Origin of the sequence: Bacillus cereus group sp. BfR-BA-01379 (assembly GCF_022663605.1) — a bacterium.
Lineage (GTDB): Bacteria > Bacillota > Bacilli > Bacillales > Bacillaceae_G > Bacillus_A > Bacillus_A mobilis.
Window position 1 is genome coordinate 1 of sequence record NZ_JAKUFT010000087.1, and the last position, 18,800, is coordinate 18,800.

The window sequence follows — 18,800 nt, forward strand, 5'->3', positions numbered from 1 at the left end:
TAAAGCCATTCATATGAATGGCTTTATTTTAATTTCATATAAAGGAGAATAGATTCTTTATATAGAAATAAGTTTGGGGCTATAAAGTATGATGTACGAAAGGAGCATAAAAGTGATTAAATTAGAAACCTTTAAAAAGTCTGATTTCAAACAATTAATAGGTTGGATTGACTCTGAGGAGTTTTTAATACAATGGTCGGGAAATGCATTTACATACCCGTTAAATGAACAGCAATTAGAAAAGTATATAACAAGCGAAAATACGCTTGCATTTAAAGTAATAGATGAAGAGTCTAAGAAAGTAATTGGCCATATTTCACTTGGGCAAATAGACAATATAAATAAATCTGCAAGGATTGGAAAAGTGCTAGTTGGTGATACGAGAATGAGAGGACGTTCTATAGGGAAACATATGATGAAAGCAGTACTACAAATTGCATTTGAAGAATTAAAACTACATAGAGTAACTCTTGGTGTCTATGATTTTAATACGTCGGCCATCTCATGTTATGAAAAAATAGGATTTGTAAAAGAAGGTTTATTGCGAGAGTCAAAAAAAGTAGGAGAAACGTATTGGAATTTATGGGAAATGAGTATGTTAGAATATGAATGGAGCGATAAAAAATAATAGTTATCTGTAATTATATTATGTTAATTAAATGGGGTATGGTGAGGAATTATGAAAAAAACGAAAGTCATTACAATTGCAGCTGTTTCAGGGGGAGGTAAAACAACTGTTACAGAAAGATTAACGAATGAATTGGAAAACTCAAAAGCTCTTTATTTTGATAGCTATAACTTTGATAACTGTCCTGCTGATATTTGTAAATGGATTGATGATGGAGCAAATTATGATGAATGGGTACTTACACCATTAATTCATGATATTCAGCATCTTATACGAGAGGGGAATGTAGATTATATTATTGTAGATTATCCTTTTGCATACTTAAATAGTGAAATGCGACAATTCATTGATGTAACAATATTTATCGACACACCTTTAGATATTGCAATGGCTAGAAGAATCTTGCGAGATTTTAAAGAAGGTACAATAGATGAAATACATAATGATTTGAATCATTACATGACATTTGCGAGAAAAGCTTATTTAGAGGCAATTCATGCTGTTAAGTCGAATTCGGATATTGTATTGGATGGATCTTTATCTGTAAGTGAAATAATGAATCAGGCTATAGAGGAACTTGGCCTGAGAGAAGTGATCGTCATTGGTTAAATGTATAGAGGAATATGTACAAGTTGACGATTTTAAAATGTATACGAAAAAGTTCCAAGGAAAGAAGCTGCAGCCAGTCATTATAATGGAGGCAGGTTATGGCGATTATTCAAAGACATGGGATCATATTGCTGAAGAGTTGACGGAATATGGGACGGTACTTACATATGATCGAGCGGGATTAGGGAAAAGTGGAAAGAGTTCCAAGAGAGGTATTAGTTCTGAAATGGTAAAAGATTTAAGATGTTGCTTAGCGCAATTACAATTGAAACCACCTTATATTTTTGTAGGACATTCTTTTGGAGGTATAAATGCACGTTTATTTGCGACTTTTTATCCCGAAGATTTGTTGGGAATTGTTTTGGTGGATTCGACACCAGAAAATTATAAAGAAGCATTTTTACCAATCATGTCTACTGAATTTCAAGAAGCTTACTATAAACAGTTTATATATGAAAGTTCATATGAAGAGTTTACATTTAGTTTAAGTGAAGTAGATAGATATTGTAAATCAATGAATGATATTCCACTTGTCGTTTTAGCTGCGGGTAAAAAAGCTTTTTATTCGCCAGATGCACAAATGAAATGGTTGCAATTGCAAGAAGATTTATTACGATTATCAAGCAATAATAAATTTGTAATTGCAGAACAAAGTGGTCACTATATTCAAAAAGATGAGCCATATTACGTGATAGATGCTATTAAGTGGATTATAGGATAGGGGGAGAGATAAATTTGTACACTTTATTTCAATACAATTGGCAAGTAAGGGACGACTGGTTTAAGTGGTGTGAACAACTTTCAGAAGAAGAGTTATTTCGCAAGCGTGTAGGGGGTGTTGGGAGTATTTTAGAAACATTATTCCATATTGTCGATGTTGAGTACAGCTGGATTAGCGCACTTCAAGGAAAAGAAGATAATGAACCGAAATTTAAAGATTATCAATCCATCCAAAAAGTGAAAGCGTTATCTGATTTATATAAACGAGAATTAGAAGATTTTTTACAAGTATGGTCAACTAATTTAGAATGTAAAATATTAAAAGCTGCGTGGACAGATAAAACATATACATACGGTGAAGTGTTAAGGCATGTAATTGTACATGAAATTCACCATATCGGTCAGCTATCTATATGGGCGAGAGAGTTAAATCTTCAGCCTGTTTCAGCGAATTTAATCGGAAGAGGATTATAAATTTAGAAAACGGCTTGCACTGTAAATGCAAGCCGTTTTTATATATAAGAGAGTTTCCTAATTGAAATCCTCGGATTTTTTCTGGCGTATATGTAAAAACATTAAAAATGTAATAATGAAGAAAATCAACAATGTTTGTATGATTAAATTTTTAAACTGAAGCAAAACTGTCCAAGATGTAACAGCATCTTTAAAAGCTTGGAGTGCAGAGTATGAGGAAGGATCAAAACCGTACTGTAGTAACTTTTTTGTTTCAATAAAAGTACTGTTTTCATCATCAGCCTCTAAAATTACTGAAATAAGTCTAGTTTCTCCTCGTTTTGCTGTACTGACAAAACTGTAATTACCATTAGTTGAAAAACTAGTTTGTAGGCCGTCAACACCTTGGAGTTTAATGTTTTTATTAAGGGAATAAATCATTTTATTTGTGTTGAAGACTTTTGAGTCTTTGAAGGTAAATTGGTAAGAGGTTAGTTTCGTAATATTCAATACATCTGGAAAGTCTGTTACTAATTGTGTTGCTAGTTTAGCGACGTCTATTGCTGTTGTAGTTGATTGTTTATTCGTATCGTTATTCATTCCAGTAGCATTTAGAAATGGGGATGGCTGTGATAACTTTAGTTGTGTTGCTTTTTCATTCATTAGAAGTGTAAAGTTATCTTCGTTTCCAGCAATGTGTTCTGCTAGGGCAAGTGCGGAACGATTATTCCCTGTCAAAAACAATGCATGAAGTAAATCACGAACTGTCGTTTCATCTTTCGAAGTTACTTGGATAGGACTCTTTTCTCCTCGGAACACTTCGTTACTTATTTTTACTAATTCATCTAACTGTATTTTGCCTTCATTCAATTGTTCCATTGCGATATACTCTGTCATTAATTTAGATAAAGTAGCTGATTGTATAGGAATTTCCTCATTTTTTTTATAAACAACTTCACCTGAATTAGCATCTATTAAAATAGCTGATTTAGCTTGAATAATTGGACCATTTACATAAAGATAAAAATATAAAACGATAAGTGCTGTAATAACAAAAGATAATAATAAAACTGTGAACTTTTTCAGGAATTGCATAAGCGATCCTCCTACTATGACATCAATAATACTATTGTAAAAAGGAATGCTTAATTAGGAAGAAAGAAAAGGTAAAGAATTTCTAAAGAATTATAAAGGATTATTAAATTTTGGATTTTAATGGGAAATAAAAGGTCCAATTTCTTATATGGTAAGAAATTGGACCTAAAATTAAGCTGTATTAACATTTATGTGGTTGTAGTTTTACAGTGAAAGTTGTTTTTTTATCATCACTATATACTTCAATTGATCCTTTATGCAATTCGACAATACTTTTTGCAATTGCTAATCCAAGCCCAGATCCACCGGTGTTTGTAGATCGAGATTTTTCAACGCGATAAAAACGTTCAAATATATGAGGTAAATCTGTACTAGGAATAGGTTGGCCGTAATTTGTTATATCTATAGTAATCATATTATTGCTTTCATAGGCAGAAAGGTCGATATATCCACCGTCATTTCCATAAGCGATAGCGTTTATAATAAGATTTTCAAACACACGCACTAATTTGTCTCCATCAGCTAATACCATGAGTTTTTGAGATGGGAAAGAAGGGCGACATTCTATATTAGCTTCTTGAACTTGTATGCGGAATTGAACAGTTAATTGTCCAAGTAGCTCTACAATATCAATGGGAACAGAATATAAACTTAACTCTTTATTTTGAACACGTGTATATTCAAACAAGTCATTCATTAATGCATTAAGACGGGTTACTTTATCGTAAATGACTTGTATATAATGGCGTAATTCCACTTCATCTCTATAATTATCATGATGGATTAAATTTACGTATCCAACTATAGAGGTAAGAGGAGTACGTAAATCATGCGATACATTTGTAATAAGTTCACTTTTTGCTTGTTCCGCCTGTCTCTCTTCATCAATTGAGACTTTTAATTGTTCAACAATCTGATTTACTCCGGTTGCTAACTCTTCCAGATAATTATGATTTACGATAGACACTTTATGATTGAAGTTTCCATCTGCAATATAACGAATTTCTTCTATCATTTTTTTAATACAAGTTTCATAGTAAATCTTTCTTTCATGACGATAAAAAATGTATAGGTAGGATGAGAAAATAGAAAATAAAAACAAATAAGATACAATCATCATCCATAGAGATTCCTTTATTCCTTTATATTTTTCATATCCAAAAATTCTAATGAATTCTTTTCCGAGCTCGCTTAACGTGAGTGAACTTTCAATTACACTTGTAACAAGGCGATATATAATTAATTCAGTAATAGGGGTAAGGGTAATGGCTAACATGAACCAAAAAATCAACTTCCATTTTGGGATATCTTTTAATATATCAAATGCTTCATTTCTCAATTTTATAGCCTACTCCCCAAACAGTATGGATAAACTTCTCTCCATTCATTCCTGTTTCAAGTTTATCTCGTAAATTACTAATGTGGACCATTACAGTTTTATTTGAGCCATAACCATCTTCATTCCAAACGCGTTCAAAAATTTCTTCGGAACTAAATACTCTTCCGGTATTACTCGCAAGTAAATATAAAATATCAAATTCAATAGATGTAAGTTTAATATATTCTCCATTTACTTTAACAGTATGATTATGTTTGTGTATTTCAGCAGAACGAATACGAATAATACCATCTTCATTCTTGGAGGAAGTGGCATTTTGGAAAGACGATCTTCGTAATAAAGCTTTCACTCTAGCTACTAATTCTAATGGATTAAATGGTTTAATCATATAATCATCTGCACCTGTCATAAGACCTAATATTTTATCCATATCTTCTGCTTTTGCACTAAGCATAAGAATAGGTACAGTATTATTTTCACGCACTTCTTGGCAAACTTCTAATCCGTTTCGTTTTGGCATCATTATATCCAGTACCATAAGGTCAACTTCATATGTAGAAATCATTTGTAATGCCTCATCGCCATCATATGCTTTATAAATGTTATAGCCTTCATTTCGCAAATAAACAGCAAGTAATTCAACAATTTCTTTATCATCATCAATAATTAATATATTTTTATTCATTATGTAGTTCCTTTCCTAACAAATCATTAACATTACTATAATATCAAACATTTATGTATTTTGTAGCAATGATTCCACATAAAATTTCATGTAACGTATAAAAAGGGATTAAAACATTCATAACGAATACAAAGAAGAAAGATATTTAAATAATGTATTATACTGAAAGTGAAGAATAAGGGGGACTTACTATAGTATATAAAGAGATTTATTCATTTACTCCAACTGGAAAAATTGAAACTGATATAAAAGCTTTTCTATTAAAATACAATAAAGAAGTTACATATAAACATTCAATTCGAGTGGCAAATGAGTCTCGTAAAATTGCGGTTATGTATCATGTAAATGAAGAAAAGGCAGCAATTGCAGCATATTTACATGATATTAGTGCAATCTTTCCGAATGAAGATCGGATTGTAGTTGCTGAGCAATTTGGAATAGAGATATTACAAGAAGAACGAGAATTCCCGATGATTATTCATCAAAAACTGTCGAGAATAATTGCTAAAGAGATATTTAGAGTGGAAGATGAAGAAATTTTAAATGCCATTAGTTGTCATACTACACTGCGTAAACATGCAACGAAGATGGATTTAGTGTTATTTGTTGCTGAGAAAATAGAATGGGATCATAATGGGACACCACCTTACTTAGTAGAAGTAAAAAAAGGATTAGAAAAATCTTTAGAACATGCTACTTTTTCATATATTTCATATTTGTGGGATAGAAAAGAAACGTTGAAAGTTGTACACCCGTGGCTAGAAGAAGCATATTGGCAGTTAAAAGAAATTATAGAGTAGAAAGGAATTAAGCATGCAATTAAAAGAATATATGAATCAAACATTTCCTGGGGTTACATTAGTACCCCATATATACTTTCAGTGGGAAAATCATTTACATTTTCATTTTGGGAAAGAGAAAGGCCTATATGTAGAATGAACCGAAGATGTAAATAGGGAATACTTCATTCAACTTTATGCATATAATAAATACTTATTTGAAGATATATTTTCAAAAGAAGATGAAGTCTTTTTAGTAACAAATGTTTATCGATTTAAAAAGGAAAATATGAAAAATTCGCAGAAAATAAATGTATACAATAAATTTATTAAAAAGAGGGATTTAAAGTTCCAAATAAATCAAGAAACGTTAGCCTTTCTATTTGAAGATGAAGAAGCTGATTTATATTGTACATATCAATTTTCGTTAAAATGCCTTGCGGAAGATATTAAATACCCACTTATTCAAGCTGCAAATCATGAAGATTTTCCGGGTCTTTATCCTCGTTTTGGACGCAAAAAAGAAATTTCTTATCCAGATGTATTTCTTGTAAATGTATCGAAAGATATTATCATGTTTATTTACGATGATAGAGGATGTGAAGTAATTGCGAAGAATAAAGAAACAATACGAAATTTATATGAGAAATATAAAGAGTGGATTCCAGATTATGAACGAGAAAGTATAGATACATTATTTACATGATAACAATAGGGGAAGTGAAGCGTGTAATGAAACGTATTGCAATCGTATCAGCGTGGGAACCAGAACTTACGTATTTGCATCAAGTTTATCCAAGTGAACGCATTGAAAAAAGAGCAGCTTGGGAATTTCATTTTCATTATATTAATAATATGGAAGTTATCTCCGTAATAACTGGAGTTGGAAAAGTAAGTTGTGCAAGTTGTGTACAATTATTAATTAGTGAGTTTCAGCCAGATGAGTTGTTTATGACAGGGATATGCGGAAGTTTATCAAATAAGGTGAAAAATGGTCATATTGTAGTAGCGCTTAATGCAATACAACATGACGTTACTGCTGCTGGTTCGGGGGATGATGTTTTTAATTTATATAATGGTAGAACAGCACCTATTGAAACAACAAAGTCAATTGTAAGAAGAATAAAAAAGATACGATCTTATGATCCGATTCATTATGGTACATTCCTATCTGGAGATCAACGTATACGTAGTTCAGAAATGAGATATTTACTCCATACTGTATATGGAGCATTAGCGGTTGATCAAGAAGTGGCAGCCTTTGCTTATGTGTGTCAAATCAATAACAAACCTTTTCTCAGTTTAAAAGCTGCATCAGATCAAGCAAATGATAAAACGAAAGAGGAACAAAAAATCTTTAAAATGTTAGCATGTGAACGAGCGTGCGAGCATTTAATTTCTTTTTTACGTGTTTATGAAATTAATGTAGTAAATAATAGATAGTAAGAGGGGTTAATATTGGAAAGTACAAATAAAATAGTTATTCTGGGTACAAACGGAAAAGCCGGGAAATTCCTTGTAAAAAAAGCATTAGAAAAGGGATATCAAGTGAAAATATTAACGAGAAATTCTAATAATATGACGATAACTAATGAAAATTTAGAAACTATTATTGGGGATGCACGTGATTTTTCTTCAATACGTGAATTACTTAAAGGTTGTCGAGTTGTAATTAATGCGGTAGGTCAACCGAAAAATGAACCTTATATTTTTAGCACAGTAACAAAGCATGTTATACAAGCAATGAAGGAGTTTGAAATAAAACGATATATTGTAATTTCCGGATGTTCTTTAAATGTTACAGGCGATCAGAAGGGAATTGTAAATAAAATAGGAGCTACCTTGTTTAAAGTTTTTTTATCAAAAATGATGCAAGATAAATATAAAGAATTACAAATTATCCAAAGTAGTGAAGTAGATTGGACAATTGTTAGATTACCATTTGTTATAGAGGGAAATGGTATTGGAAATATAAAAGAGAGTTTAGTTGATATGCCAGGAATCAAAATACAAAATGGGGATATTGCACCGTTTGTTATAAAACAAATTAACAGTGAGAGATATGTAGGAAAGTGCCCGTTTATTTCAAATTAAATGGTTTAATTAAAAGTTAAAGAATGGTGGGTAGATTGGCAACAGTACATTTTACGTATATGAATGCTAAGTTTAACACGAGTAAGTGGGGGAGAATTTTATATGATTCAATACAAAAGATGCAGTGAAGTAAGTATAGATTTAGTGTATGAATCTTTTAAAGATGGATTTTCAGATTACATTATTAAAATGGAAGTTTCAAAAGAAGATTTTATAAAAAGGTTTTTGGGACCAGAAGGGAATTCACTAAAACATTCCTTTCTTGCTTTAGACGATAACAAATCAGTTGGTGTAATACTTGGCGGGATAAAGGATTATGAAAACATAAAAACAATGCGCTGCGGAACATTAGCGGTTCATCCTAATTACCGCGGTATTGGTGTGAGTCAAAAGTTAATTGAACTGCATAAAGAAGAGGCGCTTCAAAATGAGTGTAAGCAACTTTTTCTTGAAGTCATTGTAGGCAATGACCGAGCGATTCATTTTTATACGAAATTAGGCTATGAAAAAGTGTACGATCTATCTTATTATAATTTAAAAGATATGACTAAAATAATTAATAAAGATTGCAAGGGAATTAAAGTAAAACAATTAGATTTTCCATCTTTTAAACTTGAAGTTCAGAAATGGTTACACTTCCATATAAATTGGCAAAATGATATGGATTATATCGAAAAAACAAGTAATACATTTTACGGTGCATATGTTGATAATGATTTAAAGGGTGCTATATGTGTGAATGAACAAGGTAAAATCAGTTTTCTTTTCGTAGACAAAGACTATAGAAATCGTAATATTGGATCAAAATTATTACAAATAGCAAGAAATGAGTTGAATGTAACAAGTTTATCAATTGGGTTTCCAAACAACAATTTACTAGAAGGATTTTTAAAGAAAACTGGATTCGAAAAGAATTCTTTAGCACAATATGAAATGTATGTTTTGATATAAAAAGCGGAAGGAATTATTCTTACGCTTTTTATTTTTGTACTATATTGATATTTTACTTTGTATAATATTCTTTTTTTATGTAGAATAGATAGGATGGGAGGGGATAAAATGAATAATGGATTAAAGTTTAAGATTTTTGAATTACATTGTTTCGTTCAAAAATCTTATTCTGATATTAAAATAGCATGTGATATTGCTATTTATCAAGAAAACACTTCTAAATATTTAATTTCATTAGGATTTTTAAATAAATCATATATGACTTATATAGAATCAAAAAGATTTTATCGTGAAAATGAAGAACTTGTAAGTGTAGAATTTGATAATTTCTTTGATACATATGATAAATTAGAAGAGGAATTAAAAAAAGTTATTTCAACTGAAGATAAAAATCCTAGATTGCTACATAGCAAATTTGATCAGTTTCAGCAGAAAGTTGAAAATATAAATGACCTAATAAAAGTCATGCAAAATGCTTATTAATGAATGCTTTTTTCTATTTATATAGAAATTATATATTAAAAATATATTAGGGATATTACATATTGAAGGGATGACTTTTGTTGTTTACAGAAGTCATCTTTTTATAATACAGTTTACGTAATGTGTTACACTTTTTATTTTTCTATTTTTGATAGGAATACATTTAAGCAGTTTCATATTTTAGGAAATTATACGAGGAAAATAACATGAAAAATAAAAAAGAAATAGCTATAGTTGCTTTAACAACAGGATTAACCTTAATAACTGTAACACCATATGAAGTGGGTTATGCAGAGGAAAAAGATCAAATGCAAGTTGAAATTCAAGAGGATTCGTTCCGTACAGGGGAACTTACACAACCATCACAAAAGACGCCTGAGAATATAGTGAAAGATGCACTTAAGGAAAAGACGGAGCATGCTTTGTCTCCAAAACAAGTTAGTGGAGACAAAGAGGTAGATTACAAGGTTTTTCAAAATCGTGGGGCTTATGATGGGACTACACTTGTTCGTATGCAACAAATATATGAAGGAAAAGAAGTGTATGGACACCAATTGACTGCTCATGTAGATAAAAAGGGTGTTATTAAAAGTGTTTCAGGAGAAAGTGCACAAAATTTAACACAAGAAGATTTAAAGAATCCAATTAATTTATCAAAAGAAGATGCAAAACAATTTATTTATACGAAGTACGGGAACGATATTACATTTATTTCTGAGCCAGAAGTTAAGGAAGTTATTTTTGTAAATGAAAATAATGGACAGGCTAGCAATGCATATCAAGTTACATTTACAGCTGCAACACCAAACTATGTATCTGGAACTTATTTAGTGAATGCTAATAATGGAGATATGTTGAAAAATATGGTGCAAGAGTCAGGTTTAAAAGTAAGTGAAGAGTATGTTGAATCAATTGAGGCGAGTAAAAAAAGCAATGTCAAATCATTAACCGGAACAGGTAAAGATGATTTAGGTATAATTCGCACATTCGGTATTTCTGAACAAAGTAATGGAACATATGCACTTGCTGATTATACAAGGGGGCAAGGAATTGAGACATATGATGTAAATTATAGAGATATTACTTTTGAAAACAGATATTATCCTGGTATATTAGCAACTAGCACTTCAACAATATTTAATGATCCAAAGGCGGTAAGTGCTCATTTCTTAGCAACAAAGGTATATGATTTTTATAAAAATAAATATAAACGTAATAGTTTTGATAATAAGGGGAAAAAAGTAGTATCAGTTGTACATGCATGGGATTCTGGAGAAACAGATGATCCTAAAAATTGGGGGAATGCATTTAGTGCTAATATTAGCAATGTTAGTATGCTAATATATGGTGATCCAATGGTGAAAGCATTTGACATAGCGGGCCATGAATTTACACATGCGGTTACATCTAGCGAATCTAATCTTGAATTTTCCGGAGAATCTGGGGCAATTAACGAGGCGTTATCTGATATTATGGGAACGGCTATTGAGAAATACATAAATAATGGGGAATTTAATTGGACAATAGGAGAACAAACTGGATCAGTTCTCCGTAATATGAAGAATCCATCTGCAGTCAAATTTTTTAATGGATTACCGTATCCAGATGATTATAGCAAATACAGTGATTTAAACGGAGAAGATAATGAGGGCGTTCATTTCAACTCAAGTATTATTAATAAAGTCGCGTATTTAATTGCACAAGGTGGAACTCAGAATGGTGTAACTGTAAATGGTATTGGTGAAGATAAAATGTTTGATATTTTCTATTATGCAAATACAGATGAATTGAACATGACTTCTAATTTCTCTGAATTAAGAATAGCGTGTCTGAAAGTTGCAACAAACAAATATGGTGCGAACTCAATTGAGGTTGGAGCGGTGCAAAAAGCTTTTGATGCAGCAAAAATTAAAGGAACAGTGAAAGAAAACGAAAAAACTGCAGAAAATCAAGTCCCTGAATTAACTGTACCTCTTACAATTACACTGCGTGTTGGTGATACGTTTGACCCGATGAGTAATGTAAAAGCTGTTGATAAAGAAGATGGTGATTTAACAAATAAAGTAAAACATAAAGGTGATGTAGATACTTCTAAACCAGGTACATACATTGTGGACTACTCGGTCGTTGACTCTCAAGGGGGGAATGCAACGGCTACACAGGCGGTAATTGTAGAGGGACATGGAGAAATATCAGATTTAAACCCTACATTAACAGTGCCTACTGCAACGACAATTCATGTAGGAGATTCATTCGATCCTATGGCAAAAGTATTAGCTATTGATAAAGAAGACGGCGATCTTACTTCTAAAGTAAAAGTTAATGGTGAAGTAAATACCTTTAAATCCGGTACTTACGTAATAACATACACAGTGACAGATTCTAAAGGTCATGAAGTAATTGCGAAACAAACTGTAACGATCAAAGTTAGAGATGAAGTTAAAAATGAAATACCAATACTTAAAGTACCTGCTACAACTACAATTACTGAGGGAGATCAATTTGATCCAATGGTAGGAGTATTAGCTACTGATAAAGAGGACGGTGACGTTACTTCTAACGTAACGTATGAAGGAACTGTAGATACCTCTAAAGCTGGTACTTTTGAAATCATATATAGTGTCAAAGATTCCGTAGGTAATGAGGTTCATACAATGCAAAAAGTATTGGTGAAAGATAAAGACATTAGCAAAGCTAATGGCCTTACTAATAACAGTAATATCCCGAACAACAGTAATTCCGATAAAAAAGAGTCTACATATAAAGAACTTCCAAACACGGGTGCTAGTACAACTAACAGTGCAACAATGGGCATTTGGATGGTTATTGCAGGTACAGTACTCACTTTCCTTCGTAAATTTAGAAAGATACAAAAATAATAGTAGGATTTATTTCTCACACAATAATTATTAGATGAATTTTTTACTTAATAAGATTTTAGTATTTAAGTGGTGTATTTTGCTTCTATAAAACTTTGCGTTTGGACGCTATTTTGCCTACAGACCTACATTACATATAAAGCACGTTACTATTCTCATTCAAATAAAAGAATAGTAACGTGTTTTTTTGATTTAAAAATAGCCTAAATTCAAAAGGTCATGAATGTGGAAGTAATTTTAATCTGCCATTGATAAGTTACTAAAAACACTTTGTTTTAATGAAAGTTTAACTCTATATGACAACATGAGATTTTCGGTATTTACCAGGTGTTTCGTTAGTGAATTTTTTAAAAATTTTAGTAAAATAGCTTTGATCACTAAAGTTGAGCGAAGCACATATATCTGATAAGGGATAGGTTGTGAAAGTTAATAATTTTTTTGCCTCTTCAATTCGTTCACGTTGAATGTACTCAATTAATGAAATACCGACTTCTTTTTTGAATAATATAGATAAATAATCTGAATTTACGTTTGCAAATTTAGCAAGTTGTTTAACAGATATTTGATTGTAAATATTTTCAAAAATATAGTTTTTGCAAATAACGATAGTCTTTGAGTATTTCTGTATTTTTTGTGCTTTTACACGGTCTGCAAAAGTACAGAAAACATTTCTTAATAAATCCCAAACAGATTCTGTGTCTTTTAAACCCTCTGTCTTTTGGATGTGTAGATCGTAAATCTTGTAAGCAATCCCGGAAGGAAGTCCTCCTTTTATAGCATATCTAGTAGCAAGTGTGATGGATGAAATACAAATGTTTTTATGACGTCTTAATTGATGGAACGAAGATAAGGATGAAAAAGTCTCTTGTTGGAATTCGTAATAATATTTGAGTACGCTTTCTTTATCCCCGTTTTCTATAGCTCCAAGTAGTTGGTTCTCTATATACAAATTATGACAGATAGATTCGTTTTTTTGCATTGAAATATATACATCCTCGTTTAAGATACTGCTATGACTTACATGAAATGAGTCACTGTTATTTGAAAAGGTACTTACATCTGAATTTTTTTTATAGAGAATGTTATAGAACAATATTGCTATATTCACAAAGAATTTTTGATCTTTGACTGACAATGAAAAATAATGATCTCTTGTTCTTTTATAATTCGAAATAAAATTAAGGTTACTATCCGCTTTACTTGTAGAAAAATTTACATGTGTCAAGGGCCCAATAATAACAGTACCATTCACCATATAATGGCTCTTTATGTGAATTAAAATGAAGTGCCCTAAATATTGGTGAGTTCTGAAGATAGGTGAATTATTTGAATCATTTTTTTGAAAAAGCACATGTAACTGTTCTATTTTTGATTTATAGAACGAATGTGAATCATCTTTTGATGTAAATTCTAAAAGAATATTTTTGTTACAATCTAAAAAACAAACTGGAATTTCAAAAGATTGGAAAAACATATTACAAATGTACTCTATCTCAACTAGACTGAGCTTTTTAGTCATATTATTCCTCCTTACAGTTGTGTGTAATAGTTGAATGTTTACATATTCCCTTTTTTCATAAGTAGAAACGGAAAAATTTTATCTATAAAAATTATAAACTTCTAAGAATAATACCATAATTTAACATGGATAGCACATATTATTTGAATATACAGGTAATAGTTTTAGGGAGTAACGTAAAATATGAATTGTAACACTTATTCGTTGTTCATTGCTTATATGTATCAAAAATGATTAAGATTGGATTTTAAATAGGGATAGGAAGGGAGCGATTAATGAATTGAAGTTAAGTTAAGTAATTAATGGAAATTTGCGATAGAAGTTAATATGTAATGATTTTTGAAGTAGAGATATAAGTGTAATTCAGGGGGGAAACTACATATATCGTACGGAGAGACAACGTAATAATAGAAAATAAGAAGAGTGAATAAGTGATTGTAAACAATGGATTGTTGGACGACTATGTTTTAGGTTACTCGTTTAAATCTGGTACTTGGCACACTATTACTTTTAAGAGGGTAATAGTAATAAAGAGATTTTTAAAATGATAGAAGTAGTAAAGGGGATAAGAGAAATGAAAAAAATATTTAGTGTGCTTTTAGTATTTTTCTTAACATTTTCTACATGGTCTAGTGTATTAGTAAAGGCAGCTTCACCATCCGAAGGTACTTTAACGATCCATAAATATGAACAAGAAAAAGATGGCGCACAGGGGATAGAAGGAGATGGCTCTGCAAATCAAGAAGTACCAACAAATGCGAAGCCGTTAAAAGGTGTAACGTTTGAAGTGAAAAGGGTTGCGTCGTTTGAAAAAATTTCAAACGATGGGAAAATCGTGAAAGAAGATGTGAAGCCTGTAATGGGAGCAACTCCAACTCAAGTAGTAACAGATGATAACGGACAAGCTGTATTAAAAGATCTTCCGCTAGGACGTTATGAAGTGAAAGAAGTGGCAGGACCTCCGCATGTTAACCTGAATCCAAATACGTATACAGTGGATATTCCATTAACGAATAAAGAGGGTAAGGTGCTAAACTATGATGTTCATATGTATCCGAAAAATGAGATTAAACGTGGTGCAGTTGATTTAGTAAAGAGTGGTGCAAATGAAAAAGCATTAACAGGTGCAGTATTCTCTTTATTTAAAAAAGATGGTACAGAAGTGAAAAAAGAGTTAGCAACAGATGGTAATGGGCATATTCGCGTGCAAGGATTAGAGTATGGGGAATACTATTTCCAAGAGACAAAAGCGCCGAAAGGGTATGTACTAGATCCGACTAAACACGAGTTTTTTATAAAGACCTCCGGAACTATTAACGAAGATGGAACAATTACTTCTGGTACAGTAGTTAAAGTAGAAGTGCAAAACTATGAAGAACCAAATATTGATAAAAAGATTAACGGTAATTTGGAAGCGTTACCAATTAATCCGTTAACTAATTACAATTATGATATCAAAACATTAATTCCAGAAGACATTAAAGAATACAAAAAATATGTAGTAACAGATACATTAGACAATCGTTTAATGATTCAAGGAAAACCAATCGTGAAAATTGATGGAGCGGAAGTAAATGCAAGCATTGTAGAGGTCGCTGTAGAAGGTCAAAAAGTAACAGCTATAGTAAAAGATTTCACAAAGTTAGATGGTAAAAAAGAATTTCATTTACAAATTAAATCACAAGTAAAAGAAGGAGTACTATCTGGTTCAGAAATTTTAAATACAGCAAAAATTGATTTTATAAATAAAAATGATGTAATTGGAGAAAAGGAATCTAAACCTGTAGTTGTTGTTCCGACAACTGGAATTATCGAGTTAACAAAAGTTGATGGTGCTGATAAGAAGAAATTAAAAGGTGCGGAGTTTGTACTTAAAGATAAAAATGGAAAAATAGTTGTTGTGGCAGGTAAAGAAGTCACAGGTGTATCAGATGAAAATGGTGTTATTAAATGGACTAACATTCCGTATGGAGACTATCAAATTTTTGAAACGAAAGCACCAACTTATACAAAAGAAGATGGTACAACAGCTTCATATCAATTATTAAAGGATCCTATTGATGTAAAGATTAGCGAAAATAATCAAACGGTTAAATTATCGATTGAAAATAATAAAAGTGGATGGATTCTTCCTGTAACGGGTGGTATCGGAACGACTCTATTTACTGTACTAGGCCTTGCGTTAATGGCTACAGCGGTATTTGTTTTCTTTAGAAAAAAGTTTGCTAATAATTAAGGCTTTAGGACCATGTAACCAAGTGATGTAAAAAGGGGAGAAGCAAAATGCTTCCCTCTTTTCGATATTTTAGTATATACAGAGGTGGAAATATGAAACGAAATCTTGTTTTAGGAGGTATTTTTTTATTTGGATTAGCTATTTTTTTATATCCTACTATTAGTAATTGGTTAGCGACTCGTGCACATTATTCTGAGATTAGCTCCTACGATAAGAAGATTAAAGCACTACAAAAGAAAGAAGTCGAACGTAGGGAGAAAGAAGCAGCCGAATATAATAAACAAGTTCAAACCTCCATGAAAACATTTGCAGATCCATTTTCTGAAGAAAAAAATAATCATCAAGCGTATGCCGATGCGTTAAATTTAGGTGATGTAATGGGGTATATTGAAATATCGAAAATTAATATAAAACTACCAATCTATCAAGGGACCTCTGAGGAAATATTGAGTCGCGGGGTAGGTCATTTAGATTATTCTTCACTTCCAGTAGGTGGAGAAAATACGCACGCTATTTTAACAGGGCATCGTGGTTTACCATCAGCAAAATTATTTACAGATTTAGATAAGTTGAGTGAAGGAGATCTTTTTTATATTCATTCTTTAGACAAAGTTCTTGCTTATAAAGTAGATCAAATTAAAGTAGTGTTACCACACGAAACGGACGATTTAAAAATTGTGGAAAATAAAGATTATATTACATTAATTACATGTACGCCTTATGGAGTAAATACAAATAGATTACTGGTTCGAGGTGAGCGTGTGGAGTTTAATGAGAAAGAAAAACAAAAAATGCGTAAAGAGATATTTATGTTTAATAAGTGGACCGTAGTAGTCTTAATCCTATTATTATGTGTGTTTCTAGTCTTAATTTATAAGAAAAAATTAACTCGATAGAATGAATTTATTTATCATGTATTAATGGGCAGTGGGACCGAAAATCCAGAGATAAGCAAAGAAGGTATATAGAGGGTAAAGTAAATCCTCACTGAAAAAAGTTTCACTTTATTTGACTGTAGAAAAAATACGGTAAAGGTGGGAATAAAGGAATTGAGGTTACGATTAAAGTTGGTAAGTATTCATTTTATGGTTTTGTTAATGTTATGTGTAAGTTTTGTCGTATATGCACCAAAAGAAATATATGGATCCACGACTAACTTAGAAGGTCTAGGGGATATATCGCGTTATAATGCTGTCGTCTTTGGTAACCATAAAGCAGTAGGTGGCGACATTGAAGGAGCAATTGCAGTTCAAGGTGATATGGATGCATCTGGTTATACGATTGTAGGTGCAGCAGCGGGAACATCTAATATAGTTGGGGAGAAATGGGATGATGAAGGATATCCATCCTTGTTATTGTCTGGAAAATTTAAAAAATCAAGAGAGGAATCTTTTATTATTCAAAACGGAATAGTCGTAATGACAAAAGAGAGTGATCCAGATCGTATCATACAATCTTCTTATGATCGTATCGTTTATAAAGAAAAACTAGAAATTGACGCGAAATTTAATGAATTTCACAACATAGTGAACCAAGTCAGTAAAAATGCAGGTCAATATAAAACGAATACCCCAATTCCAAATATGAGTTATGGAATCGGAAAAGATATAAACAATCCTAATATTTATGTCGCATCAGAATTGGTAGGAAAAATCGATTTAGATATAAGAGATGTCTTTTTACCTAATGCGAAAGGAAAAGATTTTATCGTTATGTATTCGGATGCAATAGAGGTTACATTTAAAAATGGTGCTATCTTATATGACACGAACAATATCGGTAGGGCTACAGATATAATTCCTACATCACAACCCTATTCTCCTAATTCACCGTTCACTGAGTTATACGGGAAAGTGATATGGGTTTTTCCTAATGCAAAAAAGATCACAACAGAGGGATATGGTGTCGTTGGGAGTGTGTTTGCTCCAAATGCTGTATTAGAAACAAAAGGAGGTTCGATTAATGGACAAGCATTTGTCGGTACGGTACAACAAACTGGTGGATTTGAATTTCACAATTTTAAATTTAACTGGCAACATTGGAACAAGCCTAGTAAAGGAAAAGTAAAGATAAAAAAAGTAGATAGTAATAATGATAATAAAGAATTGATGGGGGCAAAGTTTCATATTGAAGATTCAAATAAAAAAGTAGTTGGTGAGTTAGTAACAGATGAACAAGGAGAAGCGATATCAAAAGAATTACCAATAGGTAACTATACTCTTGCGGAAACAGAAGCGCCTAAAGGTTACGAATTATTAAAAGATAAAATAGCTGTAAAAGTAGAAAAAGATGCAATAGTAGAAATTAAAATAGGAAATAAGAAATTACCA

At 31.6% G+C, this 18,800-nt stretch carries 17 protein-coding genes and 1 pseudogene; 14 read left to right on the forward strand and 4 right to left on the reverse strand.

The features are described 5' to 3' along the window. The first annotated feature begins 88 nt into the window (after positions 1 to 88). Genes MR113_RS23520 through MR113_RS23535 form a run of 4 tightly spaced genes read left to right on the forward strand, consistent with a single transcriptional unit; the run spans position 89 to position 2,431 of the window. Entirely contained in the window at positions 89 to 628 is a 540-nt protein-coding gene (locus MR113_RS23520) for a GNAT family N-acetyltransferase (RefSeq protein WP_242257052.1), read from the forward strand. A 51-nt stretch (positions 629 to 679) separates the two neighbouring features. Further along, complete coding sequence (locus MR113_RS23525; protein WP_277929774.1) at positions 680 to 1,237, forward strand: nucleoside/nucleotide kinase family protein; 558 nt, start codon at positions 680 to 682, stop codon at positions 1,235 to 1,237. Next, positions 1,230 to 1,958: an alpha/beta fold hydrolase gene (locus MR113_RS23530; protein ID WP_242257053.1), complete on the forward strand. Its 729-nt coding sequence runs from the start codon at positions 1,230 to 1,232 to the stop codon at positions 1,956 to 1,958. Before MR113_RS23525 ends, MR113_RS23530 begins: the two co-directional genes overlap by 8 nt. A 14-nt stretch (positions 1,959 to 1,972) precedes the next feature. Then, complete coding sequence (locus MR113_RS23535; protein WP_242257054.1) at positions 1,973 to 2,431, forward strand: DinB family protein; 459 nt, start codon at positions 1,973 to 1,975, stop codon at positions 2,429 to 2,431. A gap of 57 nt (positions 2,432 to 2,488) precedes the next feature. Here the strand turns inward: MR113_RS23535 and MR113_RS23540 are convergent, their stop codons facing one another. The 3 genes from MR113_RS23540 to MR113_RS23550 all read right to left on the reverse strand — a co-directional run bounded on the left by MR113_RS23540 (position 2,489) and on the right by MR113_RS23550 (position 5,529). After that, on the reverse strand, positions 2,489 to 3,505 hold the full coding sequence (locus MR113_RS23540) for a D-alanyl-D-alanine carboxypeptidase family protein (RefSeq protein WP_242257055.1): 1,017 nt from the start codon (positions 3,503 to 3,505) through the stop codon (positions 2,489 to 2,491). 181 nt (positions 3,506 to 3,686) lie between these two features. Further along, positions 3,687 to 4,844: a sensor histidine kinase gene (locus MR113_RS23545; RefSeq protein WP_242257056.1), complete on the reverse strand. Its 1,158-nt coding sequence runs from the start codon at positions 4,842 to 4,844 to the stop codon at positions 3,687 to 3,689. Continuing rightward, positions 4,834 to 5,529, reverse strand: coding sequence for a response regulator transcription factor (locus MR113_RS23550; RefSeq protein ID WP_001038818.1), 696 nt, complete (start codon positions 5,527 to 5,529; stop codon positions 4,834 to 4,836). The genes MR113_RS23545 and MR113_RS23550 overlap by 11 nt, the downstream gene beginning before the upstream one ends. 191 nt (positions 5,530 to 5,720) lie before the next feature. Between MR113_RS23550 and yqeK the strand changes: the two genes are divergently transcribed. The 7 genes and pseudogenes from yqeK (at position 5,721) to MR113_RS23585 (ending at position 12,715) form a co-directional block, all read left to right on the forward strand. Beyond that, positions 5,721 to 6,329 (forward strand): bis(5'-nucleosyl)-tetraphosphatase (symmetrical) YqeK, encoded by a 609-nt coding sequence (gene yqeK, locus MR113_RS23555; protein WP_242257066.1) that lies wholly within the window; start codon positions 5,721 to 5,723, stop codon positions 6,327 to 6,329. Positions 6,330 to 6,342: 13 nt separating this feature from the next. Continuing rightward, positions 6,343 to 7,014, forward strand: a pseudogene (locus MR113_RS23560) (DUF3885 domain-containing protein). Next, complete coding sequence (gene mtnN / locus MR113_RS23565; RefSeq protein WP_242257067.1) at positions 7,014 to 7,751, forward strand: 5'-methylthioadenosine/S-adenosylhomocysteine nucleosidase; 738 nt, start codon at positions 7,014 to 7,016, stop codon at positions 7,749 to 7,751. Before MR113_RS23560 ends, mtnN begins: the two are co-directional and overlap by 1 nt. 15 nt (positions 7,752 to 7,766) lie before the next feature. Then, complete coding sequence (locus tag MR113_RS23570) at positions 7,767 to 8,402, forward strand: SDR family oxidoreductase (RefSeq protein WP_242257057.1); 636 nt, start codon at positions 7,767 to 7,769, stop codon at positions 8,400 to 8,402. 102 nt (positions 8,403 to 8,504) lie between these two features. Beyond that, positions 8,505 to 9,353 carry a GNAT family N-acetyltransferase gene (locus MR113_RS23575; RefSeq protein WP_242257058.1) on the forward strand — a complete coding sequence of 283 codons (849 nt, stop codon included), beginning with the start codon at positions 8,505 to 8,507 and terminating at the stop codon, positions 9,351 to 9,353. A 108-nt stretch (positions 9,354 to 9,461) separates the two neighbouring features. Beyond that, positions 9,462 to 9,836 carry a hypothetical protein gene (locus MR113_RS23580; protein ID WP_242257059.1) on the forward strand — a complete coding sequence of 125 codons (375 nt, stop codon included), beginning with the start codon at positions 9,462 to 9,464 and terminating at the stop codon, positions 9,834 to 9,836. Positions 9,837 to 10,042: 206 nt separating this feature from the next. Then, the gene (locus MR113_RS23585; protein ID WP_242257060.1) at positions 10,043 to 12,715 is read left to right on the forward strand and encodes a M4 family metallopeptidase; all 2,673 of its coding nucleotides are present in this window, start codon (positions 10,043 to 10,045) and stop codon (positions 12,713 to 12,715) included. A gap of 292 nt (positions 12,716 to 13,007) precedes the next feature. Here MR113_RS23585 and MR113_RS23590 read toward each other — a convergent pair whose 3' ends face one another. Next, a complete protein-coding gene (locus MR113_RS23590) occupies positions 13,008 to 14,234 on the reverse strand; it encodes an AraC family transcriptional regulator (RefSeq protein ID WP_242257061.1) in 1,227 nt (408 codons plus the stop codon). Positions 14,235 to 14,808: 574 nt separating this feature from the next. On the opposite strand from MR113_RS23590, the gene MR113_RS23595 reads away from it, so the two are divergent. The 3 genes from MR113_RS23595 to MR113_RS23605 all read left to right on the forward strand — a co-directional run. Further along, positions 14,809 to 16,470, forward strand: coding sequence for a SpaA isopeptide-forming pilin-related protein (locus tag MR113_RS23595; protein WP_242257062.1), 1,662 nt, complete (start codon positions 14,809 to 14,811; stop codon positions 16,468 to 16,470). A gap of 92 nt (positions 16,471 to 16,562) precedes the next feature. Continuing rightward, on the forward strand, positions 16,563 to 17,366 hold the full coding sequence (locus MR113_RS23600; protein ID WP_242257063.1) for a class C sortase: 804 nt from the start codon (positions 16,563 to 16,565) through the stop codon (positions 17,364 to 17,366). A 153-nt stretch (positions 17,367 to 17,519) separates the two neighbouring features. Then, positions 17,520 to 18,800: collagen-binding domain-containing protein (locus tag MR113_RS23605; RefSeq protein WP_242257064.1), on the forward strand; the 1,281-nt coding region annotated here is incomplete at its 3' end.